Below are 14,204 nucleotides of genomic sequence, written 5' to 3'. Positions count from 1 at the left end.
CCGGGGCGTCACCCCCGGCCTCGGCCGCTGCCCTTGACTCTATTCCAGCGAACGGCAATCGAGGCCGTCCGGAAACATTAAAAAGATTTCGTGAGCATTTATGCGGCGACGAGTTCCGGCTGGGTGAAAGACTGCCACTTGGTCTCGAACCCGGGCCGTTTTTTGTCGTCGGCTCCGGCTTCGCTGATGACGTAGAAATGCTCGGTCATCGGGTAGCGCTTGACGGTGGGGAATCGGCGCAGCCACGCGCGTTCGATGCCTTCTTTCCCGGTCCGCTCGACGTCGACGCGGCGCTCGCGCGCCACCTCGGCGAGCGCCTCGCGGGCTTCGCCGTACTCGGCGGCCGTCGCGACGGTCTTGACGCTGCGCCACGGGCTGCCCTTGAGCCCGGGGTCGCGGCCTGCGCCGTTCTTGCGGGCGTCGATGCCGCGGCGGACCTCGTAGACCGACCAGGCGGGCACGGCCCGCTCCCACTCGTCGTAGAGGTCGGCGACGTCGTGCAGATTCTCCCGGTACGCCACCTCGTGCGCGCCGACCGACCCGAACAGCAGCATCCTCGAGTTGAGCGCGAGCCCGTGCCGGGCGACGGCCAACGCTCGCGCGCCGGCGTCCGGCTCGGCCCGCCACCGAGCGACCAGCTCGGCACGGTCCGTCGCCGAAAACTGAAACGGACACCACACGCAGCAACTTCGCGGGTACCGGAACCCGAGGGCCTCCTCCAGCAGCGCGTCGCACCCCTGGCGGTCGTAGTCCCACGTGATCAGCGGGTACTCGGGGCGGCGGGAATTGGTGCCGTAGGTGGAATCCCGCAGCGCCCGCGCCTGCTCGTCGGCCGAGAACCCGATGACGTGCCGGAAATCGGGAGCGAGGCGACCGGCGGCGATCTCGTCGGCCATGAACGCGTCGAGCGAGTCGCCTTTCGCGCGGGCGGAGCAGATCCGCTTGCCGTGGGCGACCTGCGGCACGGTCCCGGCGCGCAGCAGCTCGTCCGACAGTCGCCAATGGTTGCCGCGCATGAACATCCGCCGGGGCGAGGTCGAATCATCGAGAATTTCATACCCGGCCGATTTGGGCTGCCCCGCTCGGGCGATCTGGACGTAGCGCAACCCGACTTCGCGGAACCACGGCAGCACGACCTGGTTCATGGCGTCCTCGGTCGCCGCGTACTCGTCTCCGGTCATGGCCGTCACCGCCACGCAGCTCGACCAGTCGAAGTCGCGTGCGCCGGGCACGGTCATGTACTCGTGGATGATCTTGGCGCTGTCCAGCCCCATGCCGAAGCTGATGCACACGTTGGCGGGCCGGGTCATTCCTGCTCACCGCCGAGCGGCTGGTCCTCGAAGCCGTGTCCGGCGAACCAGTCGGCGAGGCGCTGGGTGACGTCCTGGGCGGGCCACCGGCCGTCCGGTCCGGCCATTGTCGTCGTGATCTCGCGCCACAGCGCCTGCACCTCGGCGGCCGCCGGGCTGTGGTCGTCGGCCAGACGCGGCACTGCGGTGTCGGCGTCGCGCACCTGCGTGGCGTCCGCAGCGACCGGCTCGCGATCGGCGGCCGCGTGGTCCGCCGTCGGGGACGGATCCGCGCTGTCCGGGGCCGCGTCGCGGAGCATCTGTTCTGCTTCGGCGTAGCCGACGCAGGTCAGGATGTAGGGGATCTGCGTTTCGAGTCCGCCGTTGTTGACGTCGCTGGCGGGCAGGCTGTGCAGTTCGTGGACGATCATGTCGAGGTCGATCGGGTCGAGGCCGAGTTCGGCGGCCAGTGCGAGCAGCTTCTGCAGCGGCGTCTCGGACATGGGTCTTCTCCTTTGCTGGATGGGGTTTCGGCCTTTGTGGCGGGCCGGATCCGGCCCGCCACAAAGGCGGGTCGAGCGGGGGATGCTCAGAGCGTGGGCGAGGTCCAGAGCAGGTCATCGGGCCGCGCGTCGAACAGGTTCGCGACGCGGGCCGCCCGCTCACCACCGAGCGGCTTGTCCTCGAACCCCAGTGCGGCGAACCATTCGGCCAGACGCGGGGCGACGGTCCACCCTCCGGCCCGCCGGGCCGTCCTCGTCGTGACCCTGTGCCACCGCGCCCGCACTTCGGCGGCCGCAGGGCTGTCCTCGTCGGCCGGACGCGGCGGTGCGCCGTCTGCCGGGCATCGCGGCGTGTCCTCGCGCGGCGTCGCGGAGCGCACGGCGAGAGCCCAGTGGTTGGCCGCGTCGTGGCCCCCTGCGCCCGAAAAGACGTCGCAGGGCGGAGAAACGTAGCGGAGGTACTCCTCCCATCCGGCGTCGTCGAGATCGAGAAGCAGATCGAGAAGATTGCAGTCGGGGGCGGCGAACCGGGCGATCAGGTTCTGCGACAGCGTCTCGGACATGGAACTTTCTCCTCGCGGGATCGTGTTCGGGGAACGTGGCGGGCCAGCACTCGGCCCGGCCCGCCACGGATCGGGTCGAACGGGGATGCTCAGACCGTGGGCGACAACCGGCTCAGGCCACCGACGGCGAGCGAGTCGCACGCGTTCGCGGGGCGGGCCACGCGGCCCCGGGGCAGGGCTCGTCGGTGGTGCGGTGCGCCGCTTTGCGTTCGCCGTGCTCTGGTCCTTCTTCGCTTTTGCCGGGTGCCGGGGGCTTGATCCCCGGCACCCGCCGGCCACCCCGTCAGGCGTCCGGGCAACCAGCCAGGTAGGCGTCGAGCGCCTCTTCCGCACGGAACTCGTCCGGCGTGAAGGGGGCCGGGTCTGTTTCGGAGTGCCGCCCCGGGCGAATCTGGCCCTGTGGAACTGCAGGCCGTTCGCCGTCTGTCGTCGCAGCGCCGTGTGTGAGGGCTGCCGCGGCGAAACGAACGTCGCCGACGAACGCCTCGGCGACGTCGCGCAGGCTCACGCCGTGCGCGCGCAGGGACGCTTGGACGAAGCGGACGCGGGCTCGGAGGTCGTCGTGGGTTCCGTAGCTCTCCGGGATTCCCCAGCACTTGACCACGCCTGCGGCCAGGCCGTGCACGGTGGTGATGCCGCTGCGCCAGTCCTCGGCGCCGAGCTGGCCGTAATCGCCGTAGTCGAAAAAGCCTTCCTGGGGAACGGGATGGCCCAGCTGCGCGGGAACCGTTGCCCACTCGGCGATGGAGTCAAGCGGCGGGTAGCGGCCTTCGACCAGGCCGCGCGAGTACTCGCGCGCGGCGCGGCGGGTTTCCCGGCTCCATAACTCGGACGTCTCGACGAGCAGTCCTAGAATTCCTGGCGCGACCTCAGACGCCAGGCCGTTGTCGTTGCTGGTGTTGAGCGCGGGAGGAAGGGCGTCCAGCACCGCGACGTAGAACGCTGCATCGCGATTCTCGAGCCGCCAACCGGGCAGAAGATCCGGCTCCTGGTACCGCGCCACCTCGTCGAACAGCGAGTCGATCTCGGCGATCGTGCCGTCCGCGTCGTCGCGGCCGGTGCTGGTGTCGGAGCTCCACAGGTCGGCTCCCAGGCTGTCTTCGCCCGCGCTCACGCTAATGATCCGGCAGTCAGGTCCGGCGGTTCCGTCGATCGCTTCGACCAGCAGGTGGGTCGCGGCGGGGAACTCCGCGCGCAGCAGCGCGTAGGCGTGTTGCAGCGTCCAGTGGGCGTGTTCCTTGACCGTTTGCTGGACTGCGGCGTGCGCGCTGGAGGAACGCTGGTCGAGTACCGCGACGGACTCCAGCGGGCGGCAGGCGGCGATATCTGGCGAATTCACGGGAAACGGTTCCTTCGATCTCGTGGATGGGTTCAATCTGTTTCGGCGAAACGGGACGTCACTCCCGCCCTGCCGACACCTCATACTCTACATTCGATCTCGCGACTCAACGAAATTCCGCGCGCAGAAAATAAAACTGAAAACAGATTTTCCTTTTCAGGGAATGTGCCGGTCTTTGGCCTCGTCACCCCCGGCCGCATATGGCGGATGCGCGTCGATGCGGCCCGGGCGGCCGAGGGCGCGTGCGTCGTCGGCCGCCTGCGGGGAACGCCAGCGGGCCGGCGCCGCGACGCGGCACCGGCCCGGGGACGAACTCGGAACTCTGGTTTCGCCTGCTACAAGTAGACGTTGCCGTTTACGTCGCGGCCCTGGAGCACGTTGGCCCCCGGGCTCACGCCGTCGCCGATGTAGTTGACGACCTCGCCGGGCGGCGACGAGCGCGGGAACCGGTCGGCCGGGGCACCGCTCCCGTGCTGGGCGATCTTGCCGGCGGACTGGTCGAGGAAGCGCTCGCGCAGCGCCTTCATCGCCTGAGCAACCTCGCCTCGGCCGCCGGAGTCATTGATCGCGGCGGCGACCCCCAGAGCCTCTGCTGCCAGGGCGATGTCGGCTTCGGACAGTTCCATCGTGGTGGTTGACATGCGGTTTCCCCCTTCTCGAATATACGGATCATTCTGCTTGGGCCGCCAGCGCTCGGCACAGTTCGGCGCGCGGGAGAGCGCCGGTCCGGCCTTCCCGCCGCGGCGTCGGCGCCGTGTTCTCCGCCCGGCGCGGATCTTCACTCCAGCACCGCCTTGGTCAGCGCCTCCAGGTCGCGGGTGAACAGCGGCGGCATCTTGCCCTCGAGCTCAGGCATCACGTGCGGGTGCACGGACCCGTCGCCGTAAGCCTCGATGAAGGCGTTCACCCTGTGCGCGGCGCTCTCCTCGTCCGGCAGGTCGTCCGAGTACTGGTCGATGCCCGGCGGCTGATCGGAATCGTCGGCCCGCTCGTGCGGGATTACGTGAGTCATCGGTTCTCCAACGGATTGTGCGACGGAGATAAAAGGGTCGATTTGAATCGGGACCGGATCGCGCGGGTCTCCGCTCTGCCCCGCCGACACCTCGAACATTACGACCGTATCCGCGAATCAGCGGCTTTCCGGGACCGCATATTTTAAAAGGAAGCAGATTCTCGTACCGCGTTTCGAGGAATCGCCGGTTCGTTTCCCGGGTACGGACCGTGCGGCGGGAACGGCTGCGCGGCAGGTCGGACGTCGGCGACGTCCGACCTGCCGCGCGGGTCTCAGAACGGTCGGATTTCGCGGTCGTAGCGGGCGCGGGCGACGGGATCGCTGAGGACCTGGTACGCCTTGGCTGTCTGCGCGAGGTCGTACTTGACGGCGGCGTGCTGCCAGGCGCAGGCGGTCGGGTCGAGGTCCGGGCGCAGGGAGCGCACGAGCTCGCGGTACGCGCTGTCGATCTCGTCGCGGTTCAGGACGCGGTATTGGGGCAGGCCGAGCCGCTCGTAGAAGTTCGGCAGTCCATAGAAGTCCGGCAGTCCTCGGTCGGGGTCTGCCGTCGACACGGTGCCGTGCGGGTCCGCGATGGCCAGGGCGACCAGGCGGACGTCGCCGCCGAACGCCACGGAAACCTCGTGCAGGCTGACACCGTTCAGCTCCAGGGAAAACGGGAGGATCGGGACGACACTGTCCAGGGAATAGGCGGGGCCGTATCCTTCCCCGGTTTCCCGGTCCTCGACCGCACCGGAGGCGAGGCCGTGCACGTAGGCGATGCCGTCCTTCCAGTGTGCGGCGGTCAGCGTGGCGAACTCGACGCGGTCGCCGGGGGCGACGGTGCTGGCGAGCACCGCGGGCGCCTCTTCCCGCTCGGCGGTCGTGCCGAGCGGCACGCAGCGGGCTTCGACCAGGCCGCGGCAGTACTCGCGGGCTGCGAGGGCGACCTGCCACGGCCACGTGTCCACGGTCTGCCGCACCACCCGGAGGACCCCGGCGGGGATGCTGTCCAGCCGGTCCCGGGCGGGCACGGTCGGCACGGCGGCCAGGTCGAGGACGTAGCGCCCGGGCTCGTCGGCCTTCGGTGACCAGCCGAGCAGGGTTTCCGCCGCGTGGTACTGGAGCGCGTTGTCGATCTGCCAGCCGACCTCCTCCATGACCTCGTCGGTCGCGTTCGGGGCGTCGATCGCGGACGCGGCCTCGGCGGCGGTCCACAGCGGGTCCGCCCCGGCGTTCACGCTGACGATCCAGGCGCTGAGGGTGCGCCGCAGTCCGGTGTGCACGACCGCCGAGGTCGCGGCGGGGAACTGCTCGCGCAGTGTCGCGTAGGCGTGCTGGAGGATCCAGTGGGCACGTTCGGCGCCGGCCTGGTCGATCGTCTCCTGCGCGGCGACGACTCGGCGTTCCAGATCGGTCAGGTGCCTGGGAGCGGCCCAGGGGCCAGCGGTGTTCGAGGTCATGAGGAATTACCCTTCGGGTATTGCGGACAAGTTCAATCCGGTGCGGCGGAGCGGGGCGTCACCCTCGCTCCGCCGACATCACCTACCGTACGGTCGCGTACGCGAGAAAAAAACGACTCCGGGCGGAAATGTCCATTCCGGAACAGATTTCTTACTCAATCTTGGGCCCTCGGTTCTTCTTCGCCGCGCGGCGTTCGTTCTCTTGTGCCTGCCATTCGCTGAACCGGCGGCCGGCCAGGAGTTTCAGGAATTTCGGGATCCGGTTGGCAGACATTCCCACCGGTGCCTCGCCGAGCACGGCAAGGCGATCGTCGCCGAGCTGCGAGTGCCACCCGGCCGCCGCGATCGCCTCCTCCGAGGGGAAGACGTCGGCCATCCGGTCGGTCTCCGGGTCGAGGTCGGCGTCCTGGGTGCCGCCGAGAGAGAAGGTCCACAGGAAATTCGGCGGCGGGTCGGGGGCGACGAGCCGCCGGAACCGGTCGAGTTCCTTGGTGTAGCAATAGAAGTAGGTGTCGGGGCGGGCGCGCATGATCCGCATCCAGCGGAGCGTGTAGCCGTCGGAAAAAAAGTCGCCCGCGTCATGCACGCGGACCCATTTCCCGTGGAAGCGGCGCGCGCCGAGTTCGGCTATCATCGCTTCTTCGAAGCCGTCCGGGTCGTCCAGAACGAATCGCAGGTTCGCCTGGTGTTTTGCGCGCACTTGCGGCCACAAATATGCCCCGGAACGGGCGTAGCAGACCTTGCTGCAAATGCCCGCACTGGGACACGTGTTGTAGGTTTGGCCGTCCTCGAAACGACCGGCCCACGCGGGAATCGTCCAATTCCACACGCCGATGGCTTTCAGCTGGCTGTTCTGGGTCAAGAGCCGCGCCGGACGCTGCGCGCGGCCTGGTTCATCGTTCACTGGAGTTCGCCTTCCGAACTGCTGGATTGGCTCAATCTGTCGCGGCGTCCGAGGCGTCACCCTCATTTCGCCGTCAAGACCAACTTAGACAATCCGGACGCAACAGGAAAAGCAGAAAGAGGAGTTTTCTTGTTTCGCGAGCATTTCGGGAATGCGAGCTGCCGTCCCCGTCCGGAGGGAAGGTCGGCAACGATGCGCGGCCGGGCTCCGCCGTGCGGAGCCCGGCCGCGAGCACCGCGGCGCCTGCGCCTGTCAGCCGTAGTAGGCCAGCAGCAGCCAGCGAGGCCGGTCCTGGAGCGGCGTCAGGCCCAGCGCGGCAAGGGCCGCGGCGAGCTGACGGTCCCAGTCGGCGAGGTCGGCCGGGCCGCCCAGCTCGGCGAGGCTGAGTTCGACCGCCTTGCCAGGCTCAACCCTGACGACTTTCGCCGCGAGCGCATAGGCGGTGTCTGCGTAGTCCCCGTGCATCTCGATCTCCACCCTCAGGGACTCTCGCGCCGCGCATTCGCGGTCGCTGTACCCGTCGGCCTGCGGGTCGGTTTCGGTGAACCCGGCCAGTTCCGCGAGAAGGCGGTTCTCGGCCGCTTCGACGAAGCCGTCGTCCTCTCCTCCGTCGTCGTGCCAGCGAATGCTCAGTTCCTCGTACTCGTCGACCTGCTCCACCTGCCAGCCGTCTTCGCCGCCGCCGAGGTTGTAGCCGTAGACGAGCAGGGCACTGGCTCTGTTTCCCATGGGTTCTCCTTTTGTGATCGATGGGTTCGGTGTTGCGGCGCAGCGCGTCCCGGAGCGCGGGTGCGGGCTGCGGCTCGGGGGTCAGCCCCAGCTGGCCAGGAGCAGCCAGCGGGGCCGGTCCTGGAGCGGGGTGAGGCCCAGCGCGGTCAGCGCGTCCGCGAGTCGGCGGTCGCAGCGTTCGAGGTCGGCCCGGTCGGCCAGAGCGGCGGGCTCCACCACGGCCGGGTTCTGCGCGACCGCGAGGGACGACCGCGCCGTGAGCACATACGAGGGCCGTGCCTCGCTGCCGTACTCGCCGACCTCGAGGCCGAGGATCTCTTGCAGTGCCTCGTCCATGTACAGCCCGTCGGGGTACAGCTGAGCAACGAACGGCTCGTCGACGGTCTGCTCGCCTGTGACGTCGAGCCCGGCCATCTTCGCGAGCAAGCGCCACGCGACCTGGGTGGCGAATCCGTCGTCCTCGCCGTGGTCCTCCTCGTACCATTCTGCGGTCAGCCGGTTCTTCTCCTCGACTTCCTTCACCCGCCAGCCGTATTTCTGTCCGCCGAGGTCGTAGCCGTAGGAGAGGTTGGCAAATCCGATGTCTCTTCCCATGAGGTTCTCCTGTGATCGTGCTGGGCGGCCTGGGATTTCGCGCCCTGCCATTCGATGTCCGCACCGACGGGACTATTCACGTCGACATGCGACGCATTTCGATGCGCCGAACGGATTTCTCCGCAAAATTTATATTGGCCCGAGCTGATCCGGAATGCGAACGGCCAGCGGGGTTCTTCTCGTGTGCGTTTCTGGGGCTGCCGCAGCGTCCGGGAATCCTGGACGAGCGGCGACCACGCGTGCGGCCGGGCTCCGGGCGCAGAGCCCGGCCGCACGCGTCCTGGCGGCTATCCGCAGCCGGTGCAGGACAGGCAGGCCGGGTCGGCGGTGTGCGCGGTGCCGCCCGGGCGCCGTCCCGGCTGGTCGAGGCTGGCGCGGACGCGGGCGACGAGCGCGTCGAATTCGGGGGTTTGTTCGGTCAGGACGATGCCCGGTTCCGGTCCGCCGGGCGCTGCGGCCAGTTCCAGCACCCGCGACATGGGCAGGTCGAGTTTGAACCGGTGCCCAGTGCGCCGTTCGACTTCGTCGTAGAGCGCGGCCAGGCGCGGCCGCCGCCGCGCTGCGAGCACGCATTCGTGGCGGCTGCCCAGGACGCACAGGGAGCAGGACAGGCGGCGTGCGCCGGCGCGGTCGCCGCGGCCGGGCGCGCTGTCGTACCACCAGTGGTAGGGCACGCCGCTGTCGAGGATGGTCCGCCAGACCTGTGCGGTGCTGAAGTGGTGCACCGGGAGGTGCTCGTCGACGTGGCGCTGGCTGTTCGAGGCGGTGCACCGGTAGGTCGGTCGGCCCGCGCGGCGGGGGCTTTCCTCGGCGCGGATGCCCAGGACGTTGAGGATCCGCACCGGTCGTCCGAGGGCGGGGCGCAGGGCGCGGACCAGCGGGGTGAGCGCGGCCGAGATCTTGGACGACTTCAGGTCGCTGGTGCACCAGCGGCGGGCCGCGTCGGGGAACTTGCCGGTCATCGCGACCATCTCGATGAGGGTCTGCTCGCGCCAGGTTCCGCCGTCGCGGACGGTGCGGTGGGTCTGGATGTGCCGGTCGGGGCGCAGACCGTAGGCGGCGGCCTGCCGGGCGACCAGTTCGCGGTTGCTCGGGTAGTAGCGGCCCTCGAACCAGGCGCCGGGGGCTTCCATCAGTCCAAGGTCGGCGTGCACGGTCCACACGCGGTCGCCGATCCCGGCCGCGCGCGCCCGGGCGAGGGTGACGTCCATCGCGGCGTGCGCGTCCTTGCCGGACAGTCCTATCAGGATCAGGTCGTAGTCGGACAGGTCCGGCTCGTCGGCGGGCGTGATCATCCGCCGGGCGGGGTCGAGCAAAGTGAGCTGGGGCATGGGTCGATCTCCTTCGGCCAGCGGGATGCGGCTGCGGGGATGGCGCCCGGCCGGGCCGGGGCGGCTGCGACCGGGCGCGGGGGACGCGTGCTAGGTGCCGGGTTCGGTGGTCCAGTCGTGCCAGCCGGGGGCGTCGATGCCCACGAGACGGGGGTCGACCACCCGGTAGCCCTCGCAGCCGATCACCAGGTAGCTGCGGCCCATCGGATCGGCGTCCGGGTCGGTGAATTCGTGCGTGAGACGGTTGCCGTCCATGCATTCCGGGCAGACGGCGGTGAGGTAGGGCGCGAGGTCGTGCCGCCCGTCGCGCAGGGCCTGCTCGACCGCCGACCGGTACCGCCCGCCGGAATCGGAGACCGGATCCGGCGAGGTCTGCGGGCCCGGCCGGTCCTGCTCCGGAGGGAACGCGATCTCGTAGATCCGGTCGCCGGGGAACGCGGCGGCGTAGTCGGCGACCCTGTCACGGTGGGGCCATCCGGCGGTTTCGGGGTTCGCCACCGCAAGCACCTGGTCCACGATGGACTCGACGGACTCACGGCAGCGCCGCCACGCGTGCGGTTCCCGGCCGGTCGGCGCTTCTGCGCCGTGGATGTGGTCGTGCCACAGGGGAACGGGAACACGGCCCGGTCCGTAGACCGCGTACAGGAGGGCCGGCATGCGGTCTTCGAACCAGCCGCCCAGGTCCACGTAGGCCGTGGCGGCGTGCGGGAACATCGTGCGCAGCCGCGCCGCGATCGCGGCGGCCGCGACGCCGTTGAGTTCGGCGGCCGCGTTCTCGACCTTCTTCTTGGCCAGCTGCACGGCGATCGTCTGCTGCTGCGCGGAGAGGGCCGCGACAGGAACCGTGGTGCTTGCCTGGCTCGGCACAGGGTGCTCGCCTGCGCGGGCGATCCGGAGTTCGCGGGAGCGCAGGTGACGGCCGAGGCCGCTGGCCGGATCCGCGGCGAGGGTCGCCGCGGTGCGCGCGTTCCAGATCCGGAACTTCGCCTGGTGGGGTCGCGGCCGGTCGGCGAGCGGGTGGGCCGGGCAGATCCGGCTCTCGCGGGCCGAGCCGATGGCGGTGGGGTAGCGCAGTACGGGGTCGAGGGCGGCGTCGCAGTAGGCGCAGGCGGGCGCCCACAGTTCGAGTTCGTCCAGGTCGGCCGGGCGGTCGTGCTCGCCGATCGGCGGGGCGTAGAGCGCGAGGCTGCCGGATCGGGCGGCGCGCCGTTCGCCGTCGTCGAGGGTCACGGTGACGAACGTCGAGGGGTCGCGGTGCTCGACGTCGGGCGGAGCCCAGACGAACGCCTCGTCCAGGTCTCCGTCGTCGCGGGTCAGCAAGGCGAGCACGTCGCCGTGCTCGTTGGTCACGGGCCAGGAGGTTGTCGCGGGTGCAGTCGTCACGCTGGTCGTCCTTCGCGGGAGTCGGGGGCCGGGCGCGTCGCGCGCACGGCCGGGGAAGAAAGCGGGGGCCGGTGCTGGCCCGCCGTGGCGGGCCAGCACCGGGAGGGGCTAGCTGCCGGGGAGGTAGGCGCGTCCGCGCGCGCGGGTGGCGCGCACGAACCCGGCGGCGGCGGCCAGCACGTCGCCGCTGTAGGCGCGGGCGAACTCCGACACCGTCGTCCCGCTGTCGGCGAACAGGCGCTCGGGAATTTCCACGGGCTCGTTCACGGTGCTCTTCTCGCCGAAGGACGCTCCGGTCGTCGGGTCGAAGATCAAGCCGTCGGCCAGGCCGTGCACGAGGCCGATGCCCAGCCGCCACCAGTGGTAGCCGAGGGCGCGGGGCGCGCCGGGCCGGGCGGCTCGCGGCCCGGACTCGGGTTCCCAGCCTTCGTCGGTGCCGAGCTCGACGGTGACGTCGACGGGGCAGCCGAGCGCGGCGGCCAGCGGCTCGTAGGGAAGCCAGTCGGTCAGGGGCTCGACCTGTCCGGAGACCAGCCCGGCCGCGTAGATAGCGGCGGCCCGGTGTTGCCGCAGCTCTCGCGTGCCCAGGTAGCGCGCGAGCGCGACCTCCGCGCAGGTCAACGGTCCCTCAGGCAGATAGCGGTTCACGCCCTCGGCCACCTTGTTTGCGCAGAACTCTCGATGCTCGATCAGTTTCGCGATCAGGGTTTCGCGCTCGCCGGGGCTGAGCACGACCAGCCCGGTCCCGTGGGACGTTTCCAGGCCGGGGTGGGTGACCACGCCGACCTGCAGCCTGGTGAGGCTCCGGGGTGCGAACCGGACGTCGCGGATCACCGTGTCGCCCGGGGTTTCGGTGCTGTTCCGGGGCTCGTCCGCGCGGTGCTCGATGCCGTGGAGGCCGAGCAGGGCGACGGGAACGTCCCCGGGTACGACGGCGGCGTTGGCGGGGTCGGGACGCTCGTCCATCGCGGACGAGCGGAAATTGAGCACGGTCACGGTAAATGGCCTTTCTGCTGGATTGTTCAATCTGTCGCCGGAGATTTCTGGGGTGTCATTCCCGGCCGCTCCGACACCTATTAATTTACGCGAAGCTGTTGCTGTATAGGGATTTTCCGTCGCACTGGAATTGTTCGTGCGCATTTTTTCGGGGGCGGATAGGAGTCGGGGGCGGCCGGGGTTTCCGGCCGCCCCCGGGGCGGCGGGTTACGCGGCGAGGTCGTACACCGGGTAGCCCAGGGATTCGCCGATGCGGCCGTAGAGGAACTCGGCGGCCGGGGGAGTGACGGCGTTCCCGAGCTGTTTGGCCTTGGCGCGGCGGCTGCCGGTCATCTCGTAGTCCTCGCGGAAAGCCATGGCGGCTTGGATCTCGTGCGGTTCGAGCATCCGGAACGTGCAGTCCTCGACCGCGACCCTCGAACGCATTTCGTGCCCGACGATGCTCTGGTGGCCGCCGGTGGTCAGCGTGCGGGCCGGTTCGGAGACCGGCGAGCACATCTGGCCGTCCCGGGCGCCTCGGGTTCCGTTGTGGCGGACCAAAAGGTGATGGAATCCGTTGGCGCAGAACGCCGCGAGCGGATGGTCCACGGGCCGGACCTCGCGCTTGCTGCCGCCGCCGCGCAGGGTGGCCACGAACGCGACGCCGTAGCGGTCGCGGGTGGTGAGAGTGCCGACCGGCTGGCTGGCCGGGGTCGCGCTGGAGGCGGTGCCGTAGTAGGGCACCAGCAGCGCGGTCTCGGCGCGGGTGGTCATCGTGCGCATCGGCCAGCCCACCGACGCCGCCTGCTTGCCTTCGCGCCCTTCGGTCGGGACGACCATGGCCCCGTCGGGCAGTCCGAGCAGGCCCTCGGTGTCGCGGGTGGTGCGGGTCCGCATCGGGTCGGTGACCGGCATCGGGTCGTTGTTCCAGGTGCCCCCGGCGGGGACGAGCTGGTCCACGGCGAACCTTTCCAGGCCGAGCCGGATGCGCGCCATGGTCGCGGGCTTGAGCGGCTTGTCCCGGTCCCCGATGCGCTGGCCGGGCATCGACCAGTCGATCGCGGCGGCGGCGGGGGAGACCAGCGGGGCCACCTCGGCGCCGCGGCAGGACCGCTTGGGGCAGCGGTAGTAGTACTGCTTGCCGAAGCGCCCCCACCGCTCCTCCGGCCACGCCTTCGTGCGCCGCTTGAAGGTCTGCACGCCCTCCACGACCTCGTCGCACGAGCCGCAGTACGACTGCGGGCGCAACTGCAAGTCCGGCGCGTTGTTCCCGGCGAGCCAGAAAACGACGTAGATCCGGTCCCGCGACTGCGGCGCACGGCCGGTCACCACGCCCGGGAAGTGCATGCTGTTGGCGTAGACGACGTGGTGCTTGTAGCCCATGGCGTGCATCGCGGAGATCCACGCCTTCCACATCACCCAGTGCACGGCCTCGACGACGTTTTCGACGACGATCGCCCGGTACCTGTGGAATTCCGTGAACCGGACGACGTCCCACATCGTCGCCCTCGACCGCTCGGCGGCCTCGATCGGCAGCGTCTCGCCGAACATGTCCGGCTGGAGCATGTCTTGCTGCAGCGAGCGTTTCACGCCCTTGGCGCCCGAATGGTTCGTGCACTCCGGAGAAGCCCAGAGCAGATCCGTCGTGGCGAAAAACCGGGGATTGACCTGGGAGATGTTGACAATGGTGTGAATGGTGTCCGGGAAATTGGCCGCATGCGTCTCGATCGCCTGCTCCCAATGATTCGCGGCGTACACGGTCTGGAGCCAGGGATGCGCCGCTCCGCCTTGCGCTTCGCCACCGGCACCGCAGAAAAGGTCGGTCGAACTGAGCACAGGGGTACTCACTTTCGCTTTGAGCTGAATGGATTCAATCTGTTTCGCTCGGCCGGGCGTCACCCCGGCCTCACATGAATAAATCTAGCGGAAATACGTCAAGAACAACGGAAAGGAAGGTGTCGGCTTTCTTTTGAATGCAGATTTAGTCCGACTAAAACGAAAGCGTCGGGATTCGGGTGAGCCGATGCCGCGGGCGAGGGCGCGGGCGGTTCGGGAGGCCGGCGCCGTGCTATCCTGCGGGCTGAGCTTTCAGGGGTCGCTGCCCTTGGATGGTTCAATCTGTTGGAGCGTGGGGCGGCCC

At 69.5% G+C, this 14,204-nt stretch carries 14 protein-coding genes; all 14 read right to left on the bottom strand.

The genetic code is table 11. The annotated features are described in order from the left end of the window. Positions 1-98 precede the first annotated feature (98 nt). The 14 genes from ACZ7OI_RS36995 to ACZ7OI_RS36930 all read right to left on the bottom strand — a co-directional run bounded on the left by ACZ7OI_RS36995 (position 99) and on the right by ACZ7OI_RS36930 (position 13,900). Entirely contained in the window at positions 99-1,310 is a 1,212-nt protein-coding gene (locus ACZ7OI_RS36995; protein ID WP_470268747.1) for a hypothetical protein, read from the bottom strand. Next, a complete protein-coding gene (locus ACZ7OI_RS36990) occupies positions 1,307-1,792 on the bottom strand; it encodes a hypothetical protein (RefSeq protein WP_470268746.1) in 486 nt (161 codons plus the stop codon). Before ACZ7OI_RS36990 ends, ACZ7OI_RS36995 begins: the two co-directional genes overlap by 4 nt. Positions 1,793-1,878: 86 nt before the next feature. Beyond that, on the bottom strand, positions 1,879-2,355 hold the full coding sequence (locus ACZ7OI_RS36985) for a hypothetical protein (protein ID WP_470268745.1): 477 nt from the start codon (positions 2,353-2,355) through the stop codon (positions 1,879-1,881). 283 nt (positions 2,356-2,638) lie between these two features. Next, positions 2,639-3,694, bottom strand: coding sequence for a hypothetical protein (locus tag ACZ7OI_RS36980; RefSeq protein WP_470268744.1), 1,056 nt, complete (start codon positions 3,692-3,694; stop codon positions 2,639-2,641). Positions 3,695-4,029: 335 nt separating this feature from the next. Next, a complete protein-coding gene (locus tag ACZ7OI_RS36975) occupies positions 4,030-4,335 on the bottom strand; it encodes a hypothetical protein (RefSeq protein WP_470268743.1) in 306 nt (101 codons plus the stop codon). Positions 4,336-4,472: 137 nt separating this feature from the next. After that, positions 4,473-4,706, bottom strand: coding sequence for a hypothetical protein (locus ACZ7OI_RS36970; RefSeq protein WP_470268742.1), 234 nt, complete (start codon positions 4,704-4,706; stop codon positions 4,473-4,475). 272 nt (positions 4,707-4,978) lie between these two features. Next, positions 4,979-6,148: a DnaJ domain-containing protein gene (locus ACZ7OI_RS36965; protein WP_470268741.1), complete on the bottom strand. Its 1,170-nt coding sequence runs from the start codon at positions 6,146-6,148 to the stop codon at positions 4,979-4,981. A 151-nt stretch (positions 6,149-6,299) separates the two neighbouring features. Continuing rightward, complete coding sequence (locus ACZ7OI_RS36960; protein WP_470268740.1) at positions 6,300-7,052, bottom strand: GP88 family protein; 753 nt, start codon at positions 7,050-7,052, stop codon at positions 6,300-6,302. A 252-nt stretch (positions 7,053-7,304) separates the two neighbouring features. After that, entirely contained in the window at positions 7,305-7,781 is a 477-nt protein-coding gene (locus ACZ7OI_RS36955) for a hypothetical protein (RefSeq protein ID WP_470268739.1), read from the bottom strand. 81 nt (positions 7,782-7,862) lie between these two features. Continuing rightward, positions 7,863-8,375, bottom strand: coding sequence for a hypothetical protein (locus ACZ7OI_RS36950; RefSeq protein ID WP_470268738.1), 513 nt, complete (start codon positions 8,373-8,375; stop codon positions 7,863-7,865). A 287-nt stretch (positions 8,376-8,662) separates the two neighbouring features. Then, positions 8,663-9,706 carry an adenine nucleotide alpha hydrolase family protein gene (locus ACZ7OI_RS36945; RefSeq protein WP_470268737.1) on the bottom strand — a complete coding sequence of 348 codons (1,044 nt, stop codon included), beginning with the start codon at positions 9,704-9,706 and terminating at the stop codon, positions 8,663-8,665. A gap of 90 nt (positions 9,707-9,796) precedes the next feature. Further along, on the bottom strand, positions 9,797-11,089 hold the full coding sequence (locus ACZ7OI_RS36940; RefSeq protein ID WP_470268736.1) for a hypothetical protein: 1,293 nt from the start codon (positions 11,087-11,089) through the stop codon (positions 9,797-9,799). 108 nt (positions 11,090-11,197) lie between these two features. Further along, positions 11,198-12,085: a hypothetical protein gene (locus ACZ7OI_RS36935; RefSeq protein WP_470268735.1), complete on the bottom strand. Its 888-nt coding sequence runs from the start codon at positions 12,083-12,085 to the stop codon at positions 11,198-11,200. Positions 12,086-12,292: 207 nt separating this feature from the next. After that, positions 12,293-13,900 carry a DNA cytosine methyltransferase gene (locus ACZ7OI_RS36930; RefSeq protein ID WP_470268734.1) on the bottom strand — a complete coding sequence of 536 codons (1,608 nt, stop codon included), beginning with the start codon at positions 13,898-13,900 and terminating at the stop codon, positions 12,293-12,295. Positions 13,901-14,204 lie beyond the last annotated feature (304 nt).

The organism is Amycolatopsis sp. NPDC114503, from assembly GCF_055633655.1.
Note: the sequence above shows the minus strand (reverse complement) of the source record. Positions and strands in the feature narration are given on the sequence as shown.

Bases quoted from the DNA above. Each gene is read 5' to 3' on its own strand.
- ACZ7OI_RS36995 (WP_470268747.1), bottom strand. From the start codon at position 1,310: ATGACCCGGCCCGCCAACGTGTGCATCAGCTTCGGCATGGGGCTGGAC.
- ACZ7OI_RS36990 (WP_470268746.1), bottom strand. From the start codon at position 1,792: ATGTCCGAGACGCCGCTGCAGAAGCTGCTCGCACTGGCCGCCGAACTC.
- ACZ7OI_RS36985 (WP_470268745.1), bottom strand. From the start codon at position 2,355: ATGTCCGAGACGCTGTCGCAGAACCTGATCGCCCGGTTCGCCGCCCCC.
- ACZ7OI_RS36975 (WP_470268743.1), bottom strand. From the start codon at position 4,335: ATGTCAACCACCACGATGGAACTGTCCGAAGCCGACATCGCCCTGGCA.
- ACZ7OI_RS36970 (WP_470268742.1), bottom strand. From the start codon at position 4,706: ATGACTCACGTAATCCCGCACGAGCGGGCCGACGATTCCGATCAGCCG.
- ACZ7OI_RS36965 (WP_470268741.1), bottom strand. From the start codon at position 6,148: ATGACCTCGAACACCGCTGGCCCCTGGGCCGCTCCCAGGCACCTGACC.
- ACZ7OI_RS36955 (WP_470268739.1), bottom strand. From the start codon at position 7,781: ATGGGAAACAGAGCCAGTGCCCTGCTCGTCTACGGCTACAACCTCGGC.
- ACZ7OI_RS36950 (WP_470268738.1), bottom strand. From the start codon at position 8,375: ATGGGAAGAGACATCGGATTTGCCAACCTCTCCTACGGCTACGACCTC.
- ACZ7OI_RS36945 (WP_470268737.1), bottom strand. From the start codon at position 9,706: ATGCCCCAGCTCACTTTGCTCGACCCCGCCCGGCGGATGATCACGCCC.